Origin of the sequence: Neisseria sp. 20925_1_37 (assembly GCF_041433255.1) — a bacterium.
GTDB lineage: Bacteria > Pseudomonadota > Gammaproteobacteria > Burkholderiales > Neisseriaceae > Neisseria > Neisseria flavescens_D.
In genome coordinates, this window is sequence record NZ_JAPWBC010000002.1 from 22,384 (window position 1) to 37,695 (window position 15,312).

Here is a 15,312-nt window from a genome sequence, read left to right on the forward strand (position 1 = left end):
TTTATTGCTTTAATTATAAGGCTGACAAGGCCTGATTAAAGGTTGCGCTTGGACGCATCGCTTGTGCAGCTTTTTCAGGATTGGCTGCGTAGTAGCCGCCGATGTCGACCGCTTTGCCTTGTACGGCAGAGAGTTCTTCAACGATTTTGGCTTCGTCGGCAGTCAAAGCGGCTGTCAATGGCGCAAATGCGGCTTTCAGTTCGGCATCTTTGTCTTGCGCCGCCAATTCTTGCGCCCAGTAGAGGGTGAGGTAGAAATGGCTGCCGCGGTTGTCGAGTTCACCTGCTTTGCGTTTAGGCGATTTGTCGTTCAACAGCAGTTTTTCGGTGGCTGCATCCAAAGTGTCGGCGAGAACTTGGGCTTTGGCGTTGCCGGTTTTTTGCGCCAGATGTTCAAACGATACGGCGAGTGCGAGGAATTCGCCCAAAGAGTCCCAACGCAAGTGGTTTTCTTCGAGGAATTGTTGGACGTGTTTCGGTGCAGAACCACCCGCGCCGGTTTCAAACATACCGCCGCCATTCATCAATGGAACGATAGATAGCATTTTCGCGCTGGTACCCAGTTCCAAAATTGGGAACAAGTCGGTCAGGTAGTCGCGCAGGACGTTACCGGTTACGGAGATGGTGTCTTCGCCGTTTTTCAGACGGCCCAAGCTGAATTTAGCGGCTTCTTCAGGAGCGAGGACGCGGATGTCGAGGCCGTTGGTATCCAGTTCGGCAAGGTAAGCTTTAACCTTGGCGAGCAGGCTCTTGTCGTGCGGACGGTTTTCGTCGAGCCAGAATACGGCTGGCGTGTTGCTCAGACGGGCGCGGTTAACAGCGAGTTGTACCCAGTCTTTAACCGGAGCGTCTTTGGTTTGGCACATACGCCAGATGTCGCCGGCTTCAACGTCGTGTTGCATCAGGACATTACCTGCTGCATCGATGACTTGGACTTGACCGTCAGCTTCGATTTCGAAGGTTTTGTTGTGTGAACCGTATTCTTCGGCTGCTTGCGCCATCAGACCGACGTTAGGAACGGTACCCATGGTTGTCGGGTCAAATGCGCCGTGTTCGCGGCAGAAGTCGATGGTTGCTTGGTAAACGCCGGCGTAGCTGCTGTCCGGAATGACGGCTTTGGTGTCTTGCGCTTTGCCGTCTTTATCCCACATACGGCCGGAGTTACGAATCATCGCAGGCATAGAAGCATCGACGATGACATCGCTAGGAACGTGCAGGTTGGTGATGCCTTTGTCGGAATCAACCATGGCCAAATCAGGGTTGGCGGCGTAAACGGCAGCGATTTCAGCTTCAACGGCGGCGCGGGTGTCCGCATCCAGTTTGTCCAAATTGGCAAGCAGGTTGCCAAAGCCGTTGTTGACGTTGACGCCTGCGGCAGCCAGTTTGTCGCCGAATTTTTCAAATACAGGTGCGAAGAATACTTTGACGGCGTGTCCGAAGATAATCGGGTCGGACACTTTCATCATGGTGGCTTTCATGTGCAGCGAGAACAATACGCCTTTTGCTTTTGCGTCTTTCACTTGTTCGGCAAGGAAGGCGAGCAGGGCTTTTTTGCTCATTACGGTCGCGTCGATGATTTCGCCGGCTTTCAGGGAAACAGGCTCACGCAGCTCTTTTTTGTTGCCTTGTTTGTCGGTGAACACGATGGATACGGAAGTCGCTTCAGGTACGGTAACGGATTGTTCGTTATGGAAAAAGTCGCCGCTTTGCATGGTAGCAACGTGGGTTTTGGAATCTTTGGTCCATGCGCCCATGCTGTGCGGATGTTTTTTCGCAAAGTTTTTCACTGCTTTAGGCGCGCGACGGTCGGAGTTGCCTTCACGTAGGACAGGGTTTACCGCGCTGCCTTTGATGCGGTCGTAGCGTTCGCGTACGGCTTTTTCTTCATCGGTTTGAGGGTCGGCAGGATAGTCGGGAACGGCAAAGCCTTTAGACTGCAATTCTTTAATCGCGGCCGTCAGTTGAGGTACGGATGCGCTGATGTTCGGCAGTTTGATCACGTTTGCATCGGGTTGTTTTACCAGTTCGCCCAATTCGGCAAGCGCATCAGGTACGCGCTGCGCTTCGGTCAGGTATTCTGGAAACGCCGCCAAAATACGGCCGGAGAGAGAAATGTCGCTGGTTTTGACATCAATATTGGCGTGGCGGGTAAACGCCTGCACGATTGGCAACAGGGATTGAGTGGCCAATGCAGGAGCTTCGTCGGTGTAGGTATAGATAATGGTGGATTTAGTCATGGGATTATTCTCTATGTAGGTTAAGTTTTTCTTTTCGGGCACATCGCGAGATGAAACGTGCTAAGCCTATTATGGCATATTTCGGCGGATTTGGTTGTTGTTTTGATGTTATTGTTTTTTAAGTTGCGGAAAAGAAAAAGGCCGTCTGAAAAGACGGCCTAAATATAAGGACTTATCCGATAATCAAAACAGCATTGCTGCCACCGAAGGCAAATGACGAGCTGGCGGCAATGCGTTTTTCAGACGGCCAGCGGCTGTTTTCGTCGGTCAAAGCGATGTTGGGCAGCTCGGAATCGGGTACGTTGTCCCATTGTTGCGGCGGCAGTTTGCCTTCCGGATTGTATTGGCGGTTGACCATCAACCAGGCAAACGCGGCTTCAATTTCAATCGTCTTCATCTTGTGTCTAATTTTTCAACAATGTGCCTGCCAGCCAAATATTGAATGCCACACCGATGGTAACTGTCATGCCGAACGCGGCAACGGCGGGCGTGCTGCTGATGGCGAGCAGGGCAAAGGAAATGGCTGTTGTCGCAGCAGCAAGCAGCATACCGCCTAATTTTGCCGGCGCGCTGTGGTGTGCGGTGGCGGCATAGAAGGCATAGTCCACGCCGATGGCGGACACTAAAAGCAGGCCGAACATGGCAAACAGGCTGACGGGAATGCCAGTCAAACCGAGTACGGCAACGGTGCAGATGGCGGCGGCCAGCGGCACGGCAAGGATTTTGCTGCCGCGTTTGAAACCAAACATTTTCCACAAGAGTAACCATGCCAACGCATAGGAAGCCAGTTTCAACCATGCGGCCTGATTGCGCGTGTGGTGGAAAAGCTCGTTTAAGTGGGCGCGTTTGTCAGCCCAATGTACGCCGGAGACGTGTTGCGCCACGGCGCGTACGGCGGCTTCATCGGTCATGCCGTTCAAACGCACGACGGCAGCAAAACGGCCTGGTTCCACTTCGCCCAAATATAAGGAACGCCAAGCCTCTGCCAAATCGGTATTCAGGCCGTCTGAAAGCGACAATGGTTGCGTATCAGCAGCTTGCAGCATGGCATCGCGTACGGTTTTGCGCGGAATACCGATTTCTGTGAGCGGTTTCCAGCTATCAGGCAACTTGGTCAATTCGCGCAGGCGGTTTTGCAGTTTTTGCTGCTCCGTTGTCGGCAGGATGAATTGGTCGGGCGATTGGATGCCGGAAAGTTTGCCTTGCGCGATTAAGGGCTGCAGGGCGCGGCCGAGTTCGGCGGTTTTCTTCAACAGGGCGTCTTCGCTTTGTGCTTCGGCCACCAAATATTTGCCGCCAAAATCCGTGCCGCTCAACTGGCCGATTTGTTGTACTTCGGTCAACATCGCGGTCGGCATATTAACCCATTGACGGATGTCGTCACGCCAGTCGCTGCGCCACAGTCCGACTGCCAGCAAAATTCCGCCCACGATTAACCAGCCGCGTTTGTGCAGGCGGTTTTTCAGACGGCCTGACAAGGAATAGAGCTTTTCGGTTAATGCGGCAAAAGGTACGGTTTTGGCTCGGTAGCGGCGAAACAGCGGCGGCAGCCATAAAACGGTGGCACCAAACGCGCCAAATAAGGCAAAGCCTGAAAATACCGAGGTTTGGCGCAGTACAGGCAAAGGAGTGAACCACAGCAGCGCGTAGCCCAAGACGGTAATCGTCAGGCTGACGGCAAAGCTCGGCAAGACATGTTTCATTGCTGATTCAGCCTGCCAAACGGTCTTTTCAGACGGCCCGAATACCGACGGAGCAAGCCAGTGCAACGGGAAATCCACCAACATACCCACCAAGCTGGTGCCGATGACGATGGTCAGGATATGCACTTCGCCGAAGGTTAATAACGCAACCGCCAATCCGGTCAACATACCGGCTGCCAGCGGCAAGGACAGCAAAAATACTCGGCCGCTGCGGAAGACCCACAACAGCAGTGCAAAGGTCAGCCCAAGCCCGACCATGCTCATCAGCCGACTTTCTTTTTCTGCGGCTGCTTTGGATACGGCGGCGAACAATGCGCCACCTGCGCTTAAGGTTTCCGCGCCGTTTTCCGAAGCGATTTGACGGCTTTGCGCCATCAGCGGCAAGAGGGCATCGTTGCCGGAAAATTGATCGCCACCGGCGAGCCGTCCGCGCAAAAATACCCAAGTTTTGCCTTTGTCTTCGGCAAACAGCATGCCGTTGTTCATGTCCCACTGCAAACGGCTTTGCGGATTGGCTTTGTCGGCAACAAAGCGTCCGAAGCCCAGCCAGTCTTGTTCTAAAGACAAAGGCGAGGGGGCGGCAAACGGATTGGCTGCGGCTTCTGCACGCGCTTGAAAATAGGTTTGCGGCTGCTCAAACAGCAGGCGGATTTCGTCTTGCGGCAAAACCGCCAAGCTCAGCTTCTGCATATCCGCCCGCACTTTGTCCAAATTCGGCGTCATACTGCTGTCGACTTGTTCAAATATGCCGCTTTTGCGCCATGCGTCGGCAATTTGTGAGGCCGTCTGAAAAGCGGTTTCGGCATCGGTACTGCCGGCAAGCAAAATAACTTGCGAATTGAGCTGCGCTTCTGCGGCTTTATCCGCGGCCGTCAGTAAGGCATCGGGTTGCTGCTCGCTTGGCAACAACGCGGTCAAATCGGTTTGGATACGCGTTTGTGAAGCAAAGGCATAAACCAAAAACAGGGTAAGAAACAGGATAAGGGCAGTATAGAGGCGGTTTAGGAGGCGAAGATTCATCGTTCAGACGGCCTTTTGCAAATGCTGCTGTTGGTGTGTGGAATAAGTAAAAGTGCAGTAAATTAAATCAGATTATTATTATTTTGTCAGTTGTTAGATAGTTTGCCGGTCGGTTAAGTCATTGAGCTTGAGTGAGCCGAAAAACTGCCATTGCAGGGCGACGGCTTTTCCCTTCCAAACGCAGGCAAGTGCCATCGTATTCGCCAAAATCGCGCTTGTGCCGTGCCAATCGGTTTGCTTTCCTGTGCGTAAACCGACGGGTTGACCTAAATCGAAAACATAGCCGACCGATTTCATGTCTGACGGAAAATCCAAATTCGCCGCTTTAATCAAGGCTTCCTTGAAACACCACAATCGGTAAAACGTTTCAGACGGCCAGTTTGCCGTTTCCAAATAGTCTTGTTCTTCCTGCGAGCAGACCAAAGCCGACAGCGCTTTAAAATCGCGCGGTCGGATAAATTCGATATCGACACCGGCTGTTAAGGGCTGAGGCGTACACAATAAAGCGGCAAAGCCTTTGCTGTGGCTCAGCGATACAGTCGGTAAATCGGTTTGCTGTTTTAATGCTCGGCTGACTTGCCAGTCTTGACGCTGCGCTAGTTGCGGCGTGGCAGCCAAACGTTGGGAATCGGCTGCGTTTAGAGACGCATGGTCGTAGCAGGCGGCAAAAGACGGATCTGCCAGCAGGCAGTGAAGGGGTGTCGTATCCATAAAATAGAAAAATGCCAAACTTCATATTGAAGTCCGGCATTTTTGACATTGCTTAGTGGAAGCTGCCTTTCAAAACCACACGGCTGTTGAATGTAGCGATGTGGCATTCGTACTCGTTACCGCCTTTGGTCACTTTGTTAAGTTTGGGAGTTACCGGATTGTGAGCAAACGGCAAGCATCAAGGCTGATACAGCAACCAAAGTGAAAGTGTAATATACGGACTTCTTTGTAAGTAAGAGTGAAAAAAGGTTTACAGAAAACAGAATCATTTTAACATATATGAAAGAAGTATAAAAATAGGATGATGCAAAAAATATTATATTTTTATTTAAATGATTTCATGGCGTTAAGAAAGTTTGAGGCGGTAATGCTTGACGAAGGAGGGCAGAAAGCGTATATTGCGGTCTTCCTTAGGAGTAATGGCTGAGAGGCTGAAGGCACTTCCCTGCTAAGGAAGCATGTGGGGTCAACCTGCATCGAGGGTTCGAATCCCTCTTACTCCGCCAAATATGAAAGACACCGTTTATACGGTGTCTTTTTTATTATCCGGAATTGCTTGAAATCTAAGGCCGTCTGAAAGTGTGAAATGAACGATTTGATTATTCTAAACAAGCCTTATGGCGTGATTTGCCAGTTTTCTGCACATGAAAAACATCAATGCCTTAAGGATTTTGTCGAGAAACCGGGATTTTATCCAGCCGGCCGTTTGGATACGGACAGCGAGGGTTTGCTGCTGTTGACTAATAATGGCCGTTTGCAGGCGCAGATTGCTGACCCGAAATTTAAGCAGGTTAAAACTTATTGGGCGCAGGTGGAGGGTTCTCCTGATGAAGCCAAATTGGATTTGTTGCGCCGTGGCGTAGATTTGGGCGATTTTGTCACCCGTCCGGCCGAGGTCAGGGTATTGGAAGAAGGCGAAGCGGATGTTTTATGGCCACGCGTGCCGCCGATTCGCGTGCGTAAGTCCGTGCCTGATTTTTGGGTGGAAATCAAAATTTCGGAAGGGAAAAACCGCCAAGTGCGAAGGATGACGGCGAAAGCAGGCTTTCCGTGTTTACGCTTGGTTCGTGTGGCGATAGGCCGTCTGAATCTGTTTGATTTGAATTTGGAATTGGGACAATGGCAGTTTGCGCCGCATCGTCCTTAAATAGAATGAATAAAGGCCGTCTGAAATATTCAGACGGCCTTTTGTTATGGAAAAATTAATGATGTGAATGACCGATTTGGAAGGTCATTGTGGTGTAGTTCGCCTGTTTTTGGCACACGCTTTGATCAGGGAAATCGGCTTTGTGTTCTACGCTGGCCTTCCAGAAACCTTGGCGCAATGGAATGATGCTGACTTCGCCTTTGTCATCGGTGGTATCGGAGAAAGCTTGGGCTTCGGTTTTATGGGTTTTGCTGCGGTCGCTGGTGTCGAAGCCGTCAAATGTGGCGGTAACGGTGGCGTTAGGCAGCGGCTCGCCATTGAAGAGGACGCGGACTTTGAAGCGTTCGCCGACGTGGACGTTGGCAGGGTTGTCCAAAGGTACGATTTCCAAATGTTGGCCGACTTGTTTGGTGATGATGGCGGTATCTGCGCTTTCGTGGCCGACATTGACGATGTTTTTACCGAACATTCGGGTTTGTTCGCAATAGCTTGCATCAGGCATTTCTTTGATGTTTGCCTGTTTCCAACCCGCGCTGTTTTTAGACCAGAAAGTCGGTTGGTATTCGGCGGTTACCAAGTAGCTGCCGTCTTTGACCGGCAGTTTGCTGCGGTATTGGTAATTGTATGTGCCTTTTTGAATCATGTTTTCTTTGCCTTTTTCAGTCACCAGTTGCATGGGTTTGCTGAAAATGTGCAGGCGGTCTTTGGCGATGGGCTCGAGCTCCGGGAATTCGCCATAGCCCAATTCGGCTTCAAGGTATTCGCCGCCATGTGTGTGGGCGGTTTCAACCCAAACGCGATGGGCGTGTGCGGCAGTGCTGAACAGGAAGGCAGATGCGATAAGCAAAGCGGTTTTTTTCATGATTTCTCTCCGATTTTCGATGTGTAGAAAAGATAGAATAAAGTCGTTCGTTATAATATAACAAAATTATTTAAATTTAAAGAGAGGCCGTCTGAAAACTTTCAGACGGCCTTTTAGATGATTGTTTTTTAGGCGGATTATCGAAACGGTTTAGTCCCCGTCACGACAAACATCAATCGCTTCCTGCAAACTGCTGACGCCGTAGATTTTCAGGTTCGGAAACTCTTTGGCATTGCGCGGCATATTGGCTTTGGGGACGATGGCGCGTTTGAAGCCGAGTTTTTCCGCTTCTTTGAGCCGCTCTTGCCCGCGTGCAACAGGGCGGACTTCGCCACTTAAGCCGATTTCGCCGAAAACCACGGTTTTTTCAGGCATGGGTCGGTTGCGGAAGCTGGAGAGCATAGCGAGGATGACGGCAAGGTCGGCGGCGGGTTCGCCGATTTTGACGCCTCCGACGGCGTTGAGGAACACGTCTTGGTCGAAGCAGGCAATGCCGCCGTGGCGGTTGAAGACGGCAAGCAGCATGGAGAGGCGGTTTTGTTCGAGGCCGACGGTGAGGCGTTTGGGGGTGAAGCCGTGTGCGTCATCGACCAATGCCTGAATTTCGACTAAAAGCGGGCGGCTGCCTTCCTGTGTGACCAAAACGCACGAGCCGGGCGTGTCGTCGCGGTAGCTGGCAAGGAAGATGGCGGACGGGTTGGATACGCCTTTTAAACCGTTTTCGGTCATGGCGAATACGCCCAATTCGTTTGCCGCACCGAAGCGGTTTTTGATGGCGCGTATCATGCGGTAGTTGGAGTGTTGGTCGCCCTCAAAATACAGCACGGTATCGACCATGTGTTCCAGCACGCGCGGGCCGGCAATCGCGCCGTCTTTGGTAACGTGTCCGACCAATATCATGGCGATGCCCATCTGTTTCGCCATGCGCGTCAGTTGGGCGGCACATTCGCGCACCTGCGACACGGAGCCGGGGGCGGAAGTGATTTGATCGGAATACATGGTTTGGATGGAGTCGATGACCACGACTTCGGGCTGATGCTGTTTCAAGGCCGTCTGAATGGCTTCCATTCGGATTTCGGCAAGCAGGTTTACGCCTTCGGTAGGCAGCTCCAAACGTTGCGCGCGCAGGGCAACCTGTTGGGCGGATTCCTCGCCGGAAACGTACAGCACTTTGCGGCTTTGTGCCATTTTGGCGATGGTTTGCAACAGCAGCGTGGATTTGCCGATGCCGGGGTCGCCACCGAGCAGGATGACTGCGCCGTCTACCAAACCGCCGCCCAATACGCGGTCAAGTTCTCCCATGCCGGTCGGATTGCGCGGCACTTCTGTGGCGGTAACGGCGGATAGGGATTGGACGGTCGAGGTATCCGCCGCCCAAGATTGGAAGCGGGCATTCTTCGGCTCAGGCGCGGCAAGGCTTTCCTGAAGTGTGTTCCACTCGCCGCAATGCGGGCATTTGCCCTGCCATTTCGGGGAAGTGCCACCGCATTCGGAGCATTGGTAGATGGTTTTGGGGGCTTTTGCCATAGTGTTTTCCCTGTGGAATATTTGATGTGTGAAAAGGTCGTCTGAAAACAATCATATCGTTTTCAGACGACCTTGGGATTATGAATACTTTATTTATAATTTCAAGTATTCATCACTTGTTTAATGCAGCGGCATTTGCTGTTTTTTTGCGGCATAATAGGAAAAATTTACATGGAAGTTTTAGAAAAATGATTTTATTTCAAAATAACGATGGTAAGCTTGCCTTGCCTTGCCTTGCCTTGCCTTGCCTTGCCTTGCCTTGCCTTGCCTTGCCTTGCCTTGCCTTGCCTTGCCTTGCCTTGCCTTGCCTTGCCTTGCCTTGCCTAGTTCTCTATTAAAATCCCTTCAAGGGTTTTTATCAAATCTATGCATAGGAGTGAAATCCTATGCCATCTAAACAAATCGCAAATTTTAATTCATCTGACAATAAACCCAGAATTCTATCTCTATTTTCAGGATGTGGAGGTTTAGATTTGGGTTTTCACCAAGCTGGTTATGAAACTGTTTGGGCGAACGATTTTTCCCATTGGGCTTGCGAAAGTTTCCGTAAAAATATCGGAGATGTCATCGTAGAAGGTGATATTGAACAAATTGATCCGAATGATCCAACTATTCCCGATTGCGACATCATTTTAGGCGGGTTCCCTTGTCAAGATTTTTCCATGATTTGGAAACAGCCGGGTTTAGAGGGTGAGCGCGGCAATCTTTATAAAAGCTTTTTACGTTTTGTAAATGCAAAAAAACCGAAAGTTTTTGTTGCTGAGAATGTGAAAGGTTTGTTGACTGCCAACAAGAAAAAAGCCATCCAGCAAATTATTACCGACTTTGAAAATTGCGGTTATTACGTTCAGGCGAAGCTGTATAACTTTGCTGAATTTGGCGTACCTCAATTTCGTGAACGTGTTCTGATTGTCGGAGTACGTTTAGATACAGGATTTGATTTTCATCATCCAAAACCGACGCACAATGAAACTGGCGAAAATGGCTTAAAACCATATGTAACTGCTGGTCAAGCAATATCTAATATTCCACAAAATGTTAGTAATAATGAATTACTAAAAATTAGTGATAAAACACGCCGTATGTTGGAATTAATTCCTGAAGGTGGAAATTTTACTGATATTCCTAAAGATCATCCTTTATATGTGAAAGGTATGATTAGCCACGTTTATCGTCGTATGCATCGGAACGAGCCATCAAAAACAATTATTGCAGCAGGTGGCGGTGGTACTTGGGGCTATCACTTCCCTGAACCGCGTGCTTTTACTAATAGAGAACGAGCAAGGCTTCAAAGTTTTCCTGATGATTTTGAGTTTGTCGGATCAACAACTGAAGTACGTCGCCAGATTGGTAATGCTGTTCCTCCTCAAGGTGTAGTTGAGCTAGCAAAGGCTATCTTACCAATTTTTTCAGGCAACTATAAAAAAGTAGATTTACATAAGAAATTGAAAGCAGAGAAGGATGTTTTATTTCATGACCGACTAAGCAAAATTCGAGGGGGAAAACAATGAATACAGTTTTTTCCAATATCGCCAATGCCAAAATTACTGAAAAATCGCTTAATGCAGTTTGGATGGATTTATTTAAATCAGCGGATGAAGTTTTGATGGTAACAGGTTATGTATCTAATGACGCAGTGGTTGAGCTACATAAAATTTTGGAGCTAAACGATCACATTCAAAAAATAGATTTATTGGTTGGAATGCATTATTTGGAAGGTTTTAGCCATTTGCAATATGACAGCTTATGTAAACTAAATGATTTTTTGCAACATGAGAAAAGAGGAGCTGTCTATGTTTCTCCTTTTGTGAAATTTCACGGAAAAATGTATTCCTTTAAAAATTATCGACAGATCAATGGGTTAATTGGTTCTGCTAACTTAACGTGTTTTTGGGATAGTACAGAACGTACTTATGAAACTATGTTACATTTGGACGGTAAGGTTGCACAGATGTTGCAGGCAGATATTCAAAATACCATTCATAAGCTAGGCAAAAATATCCAAGAAGTTGAGAGGCCGAGTACATTTATTGAACATAACAGTCATTTAGAAAATTGTTTGGGGGTACAAAAAATTGTACCAGAAAAGATTCGGCAACTATTTGCCCAAAAGTCAGAATATCATTTCTCAATTCCAGCTAAAACCGAAGAAAAAAGTAATTTGAATGTATTTTTTGGAGAAGGTCGACGAGATAAACGGGGGTTTGTCAAACCACGACCCTGGTATGAAGTAGAGTTGATTGTATCCAAAGACATCACTTCACAAGAAGGTTATCCGATTCTGAAGTCTTTTACAGTTATTACTGATGATGGTTGGCAATTTCAATGTAAGACATCGGGAGATTATTCCAAAAATTTCCGCTCAGAAAATGATTTGAAAACACTTGGCAAATGGATTAAAGGTCGTTTGGAAAATCGTGGTTGTCTGCAAAATAACGAGAAGATTACGCATGAAACCTTACGTCAATACGGTAACGATCATTTTGAGTTCCGTTCAACCGACAATCCTGATGTTTGGCTGCTCTCATTTAAGGGGAAAAACTAAATGTTGCAAACCTACTTGAATCAATTGACCCCGCCTGAATTAGCTGATTCTGTTAAAAATACCGTTGATGGTTTTATGGGGAAATTATCACAAACCGAACCGAAAATTGCTCAAAATGTTTTATTGCTGGGCAATGTTCAAAGTGGCAAAACGGCACAGGTTTTGGGTGTATTAAGTGCGTTGGCTGATGATGGCGACCACAAAGTTTTTTTGTATCTTACTACTGACAGCGTAGATTTACAGGAACAAACAGTCAAGCGTGCCGAAGCTAATCTGAAAAATTTTATTGTGTTGTCTGAAAATGATGACCGAAGTTTTATGCAGGTAATGAAGGCAAATAATCCCATCTTGGTTGTGATTAAAAAGAATGCCCGTGTATTGAAACGTTGGCGTAATTTGTTTGCCAGTCAAAGTAGCCTGAAAGGCTATCCTTTGGTTATTGTGGACGATGAAGCCGATGCAGCCAGCCTAAATACTAATGCTGATAAGCCGGATAAAGATGTCAGTACTATCAATAAACTGCTAAATGACATTAAGAATTCCTGTTGTCAAAGCTTATTTATTCAGTTGACCGCCACGCCTCAATCGCTTTTATTGCAACATGAAGAATCTGATTGGCAACCTGAATTTATCCATTTCTTTGAAGCTGGTGAAAAATACATCGGTGGCAACTTTGTCTTCTCTGATCCTCCAAGCTATATCGTTCGCTTCATTGACAGTGAATTGGACGATATGAAAGATGCGAGTGGTGAAATTGCCGAAGGGGTAAAACAGGCATTGCACAGTTTTCTGCTTACTTGTGCAGAGTTTGCTTTATGCGGTAAAACCAATTGTAATTTTGCTTTACATCCAAGTTATAAAATCCAAGACCATCAAGCCTTCTCTCAAAAAATCCAAGCCTTTTTGAATGATTTGGTACAAGCGATTAATAGCGGGGAGAATCTTGCAGACAGCTTTAAAGAAGACTATTTGGATTTACAAAAGACTAAGCCTGATATTCATCATTTTGAGGAAATTTATGAAAAACTAACAGAACTTTTAGAAAATAAGCAAATTTATACTCTCGTCGTTAACTCGCAGACAGAATCAGATTTTGATTTAGAAAGAGGCTTTAACATTATTATTGGTGGGAATGTGATTGGACGAGGCTTAACTATTCCAAAACTACAAACGGTTTATTATAGTCGCACTGCTAAAAAACCGAATGCAGATACTTTCTGGCAACATTCGCGTATTTTTGGATATGACCGTGATAAATCATTATTACGGCTTTATATTCCGTTTGATGTCTATTACTTCTTTGTACAACTCAATCAAGCAAATAATCTGATTATTGAGCAGGCAAAAAATTCAGACGGCAATATTCAGGTTATTTATCCGAAAAATATCAATCCGACTCGAAAAAATGTATTGAAATTCGACAGTATCAATCAAATTGTGGGTGGTGTGAATTATTTTCCACTTCACCCAAACGAGGATAATTTGTCGGAGATTAACAAGATTTTGCCTTCTATTTTGAAAGATGAAATTCAATCTGATTTATATCAAATAGATATAGAAGATTTATTCTTGGTTCTAGATAAATTGGGTCATTATGTCCCAGATGACTGGAATAAGGAAAAATTTATTGCTGGTGTAGAAGCATTAAAGGCACAACGTCCAAGTTTTAAAACTTACGTTTTGATCAAAACAGGACGTAAACTTTCTCGAGCAACTGGCACAATGCTTTCGGAAGACGACCGTAAATTAGGAGAAAAATATCCCAATGATTTATTCCTTACACTTTATCAAGTAGTAGGAAATAAAGACAAAGGTTGGCAGGGAGAAGATTTTTGGTTGCCTAACATTAAGTTGCCATATAAGGGACTGGTGTATTGGGGAGTGAAATAACATAGAAAAGGTCGTCTGAAAACAATCATATCGTTTTCAGACGACCTTTTTTATTGAGAAATAACAGGTTTATTTCTTACTGTCTTTATCCGCATCTTTTTTCGGTGCAGGTTTTTTCGCTGCCAAGCCCAAAGATTTTTGCCATTCGGCTGGATTTTTCACTAAGTCCAAGGCTTTGCGGAGCTGATCGTCTTTGGCCGGATTGGGAATGCGGCGGCTGGAGATATCTTCGTCTTTGTCTTTTTTAGACTTATCTTTATCGGCTTTGGTTTCTGAGTTGGCAGGCGTTTCAGTGCTGCTGTTGACGTCTTGGCCGCCCAACGGATTGCCGATATGGCCGACCAAATCGGCTTCGCGGCTTTCAAAGGCGCGGTCTTTATCTTTGACTTCAACGTCAGGAACAATGCCTTGTGCTTGAATCGAGCGGTCGTTTGGCGTGTAGTAAAGGGCGGTGGTCAGTTTGACTGCGCTGCCGCCGGAAAGCGGAATCAGGGTTTGTACTGAGCCTTTGCCGAAACTTTGTGTGCCGACGACGACGGCGCGTTTGTGGTCTTGCAATGCACCGGCAACGATTTCGGAAGCGGAGGCCGAGCCTGCGTTAATCAGGACGGTCATAGGAATGGTTTTCAGCTCGGCAGGCAATCCGGCCAACGGGTCTTTGCCGCTGGTGGTGATGTAGTCTTCAGCAGTTGCTTTGAGAACCATGCCTTCTTTTTTGTTGCGGCCTTTGGTGCTGACAACGGTTACGTCAGGTTGAAGGAAGGCTGCGGATACGCCGACTGCACCGTTGAGCAGGCCGCCCGGGTCATCGCGCAAGTCGAGGATGATGCCTTTGAGCGGGCCTTTGTTTTCTTTGACGAGGGCTTGTGCGGCTTCGTTGAGCGCGGCAACAGTGCGCTCTTGGAATTGGGAGACGCGGATGTAGCCGTAGTCTTTTTCAAGCAGATGGTGGCGCACGCTTTTGACTTTGATGATGGCGCGGGTCAGGTTGACGACGATGGGTTTGTCGGCATTTTTGCGTGAAAGGGTCAGGGTAATTTTGGTACCCGGTTTGCCGCGCATTTTTTTGACGGCTTCGCTGACGGTCAGGCCGCGTGTAGAGGTATTGTCGATTTTGACGATGAAGTCGCCGCTTTTCACACCGGCGCGTTCTGCCGGAGTGTCTTCAATCGGGGCAACGACTTTGACGAAGCCGTCTTCTTGTCCGATTTCCATGCCCAGACCGCCGAATTCGCCGCTGGTGGATTCTTTCATTTCGGCATAGCCTTTTTTATCCATATACTCGGAATGCGGATCGAGATCGGATACCATGCCTTTCATTGCGCCTTCAAAGAGCTCGGCGTCGGGTTTGTCTTGGTAATAGTTGGCTTTGATTTGGCCGTACACTTCTGCCATGGTGCGAATGGTTTGCACGGGCAGGGCCTCGTTGTCTTTTTTGTCTTTTTCGGCGGCAAAACTTTGTACACTCAGACTGAGGGCGATGCCGCTAAATGCGCCGAGAGTGTAGATTGCAACTTTTTTCAAAGTGGATTTTGTTGACATTCGTTTGACTTTCTTTTTGTGTACGGTAAGCAAAGTGGTTTTTGTTTTCTCTGAACCCGTTGACTTTATGTGATTTAAACGCTTGGAACAATAAGTTTAAGGTAAAAGTTTGTTGTTTAATGTGCTGAA

General features: G+C 47.5%; 12 protein-coding genes, 1 tRNA gene and 1 pseudogene. 6 read left to right on the top strand and 8 right to left on the bottom strand.

Annotation, left to right across the window (positions count from 1 at the left end):
- Positions 1–13 precede the first annotated feature (13 nt).
- From O3661_RS01595 to O3661_RS01615, 5 genes and pseudogenes are all read right to left on the bottom strand, one after another.
- On the bottom strand, positions 14–2,236 hold the full coding sequence (locus O3661_RS01595; RefSeq protein WP_371492080.1) for an NADP-dependent isocitrate dehydrogenase: 2,223 nt from the start codon (positions 2,234–2,236) through the stop codon (positions 14–16).
- Between the two features lie 172 nt (positions 2,237–2,408).
- Positions 2,409–2,618 (bottom strand): annotated as a pseudogene (locus tag O3661_RS01600) (beta-ketoacyl-[acyl-carrier-protein] synthase II); the annotation flags it as partial.
- Between the two features lie 22 nt (positions 2,619–2,640).
- The gene (locus O3661_RS01605; RefSeq protein WP_371492081.1) at positions 2,641–4,959 is read right to left on the bottom strand and encodes an MMPL family transporter; all 2,319 of its coding nucleotides are present in this window, start codon (positions 4,957–4,959) and stop codon (positions 2,641–2,643) included.
- A 93-nt stretch (positions 4,960–5,052) separates the two neighbouring features.
- The gene (locus O3661_RS01610; protein ID WP_371492082.1) at positions 5,053–5,670 is read right to left on the bottom strand and encodes a 4'-phosphopantetheinyl transferase superfamily protein; all 618 of its coding nucleotides are present in this window, start codon (positions 5,668–5,670) and stop codon (positions 5,053–5,055) included.
- Between the two features lie 52 nt (positions 5,671–5,722).
- Positions 5,723–5,845, bottom strand: a complete 123-nt coding sequence (locus O3661_RS01615) for a hypothetical protein (protein ID WP_371492225.1) — start codon at positions 5,843–5,845, stop codon at positions 5,723–5,725.
- 238 nt (positions 5,846–6,083) lie between these two features.
- Between O3661_RS01615 and O3661_RS01620 the strand changes: the two genes are divergently transcribed.
- Both O3661_RS01620 and O3661_RS01625 read left to right on the top strand, forming a co-directional pair.
- Positions 6,084–6,176 (top strand) — tRNA-Ser (locus tag O3661_RS01620).
- 80 nt (positions 6,177–6,256) lie between these two features.
- Complete coding sequence (locus O3661_RS01625) at positions 6,257–6,817, top strand: pseudouridine synthase (RefSeq protein ID WP_049332414.1); 561 nt, start codon at positions 6,257–6,259, stop codon at positions 6,815–6,817.
- A 55-nt stretch (positions 6,818–6,872) separates the two neighbouring features.
- Here O3661_RS01625 and O3661_RS01630 read toward each other — a convergent pair whose 3' ends face one another.
- Positions 6,873–7,679 carry a DUF4198 domain-containing protein gene (locus tag O3661_RS01630; RefSeq protein ID WP_371492083.1) on the bottom strand — a complete coding sequence of 269 codons (807 nt, stop codon included), beginning with the start codon at positions 7,677–7,679 and terminating at the stop codon, positions 6,873–6,875.
- 150 nt (positions 7,680–7,829) lie between these two features.
- Positions 7,830–9,206, bottom strand: a complete 1,377-nt coding sequence (radA, locus tag O3661_RS01635; RefSeq protein ID WP_371492084.1) for a DNA repair protein RadA — start codon at positions 9,204–9,206, stop codon at positions 7,830–7,832.
- A gap of 80 nt (positions 9,207–9,286) precedes the next feature.
- Here radA and O3661_RS01640 point away from each other — a divergent pair, with 80 nt between their 5' ends.
- The 4 genes from O3661_RS01640 to O3661_RS01655 are packed head-to-tail and all read left to right on the top strand — an operon-like array spanning position 9,287 to position 13,641.
- The gene (locus tag O3661_RS01640) at positions 9,287–9,544 is read left to right on the top strand and encodes a hypothetical protein (protein WP_371492085.1); all 258 of its coding nucleotides are present in this window, start codon (positions 9,287–9,289) and stop codon (positions 9,542–9,544) included.
- A gap of 48 nt (positions 9,545–9,592) precedes the next feature.
- Positions 9,593–10,717 (top strand): DNA cytosine methyltransferase, encoded by a 1,125-nt coding sequence (locus O3661_RS01645; RefSeq protein WP_049332408.1) that lies wholly within the window; start codon positions 9,593–9,595, stop codon positions 10,715–10,717.
- Positions 10,714–11,751: a restriction endonuclease PLD domain-containing protein gene (locus O3661_RS01650; RefSeq protein ID WP_049332406.1), complete on the top strand. Its 1,038-nt coding sequence runs from the start codon at positions 10,714–10,716 to the stop codon at positions 11,749–11,751. The genes O3661_RS01645 and O3661_RS01650 overlap by 4 nt, the downstream gene beginning before the upstream one ends.
- The gene (locus tag O3661_RS01655) at positions 11,752–13,641 is read left to right on the top strand and encodes a Z1 domain-containing protein (protein WP_049332404.1); all 1,890 of its coding nucleotides are present in this window, start codon (positions 11,752–11,754) and stop codon (positions 13,639–13,641) included.
- Between the two features lie 69 nt (positions 13,642–13,710).
- On the opposite strand, the gene O3661_RS01660 is transcribed toward O3661_RS01655, so the two are convergent.
- Positions 13,711–15,183, bottom strand: coding sequence for a S41 family peptidase (locus O3661_RS01660; protein ID WP_049331415.1), 1,473 nt, complete (start codon positions 15,181–15,183; stop codon positions 13,711–13,713).
- Positions 15,184–15,312: the final 129 nt, after the last annotated feature.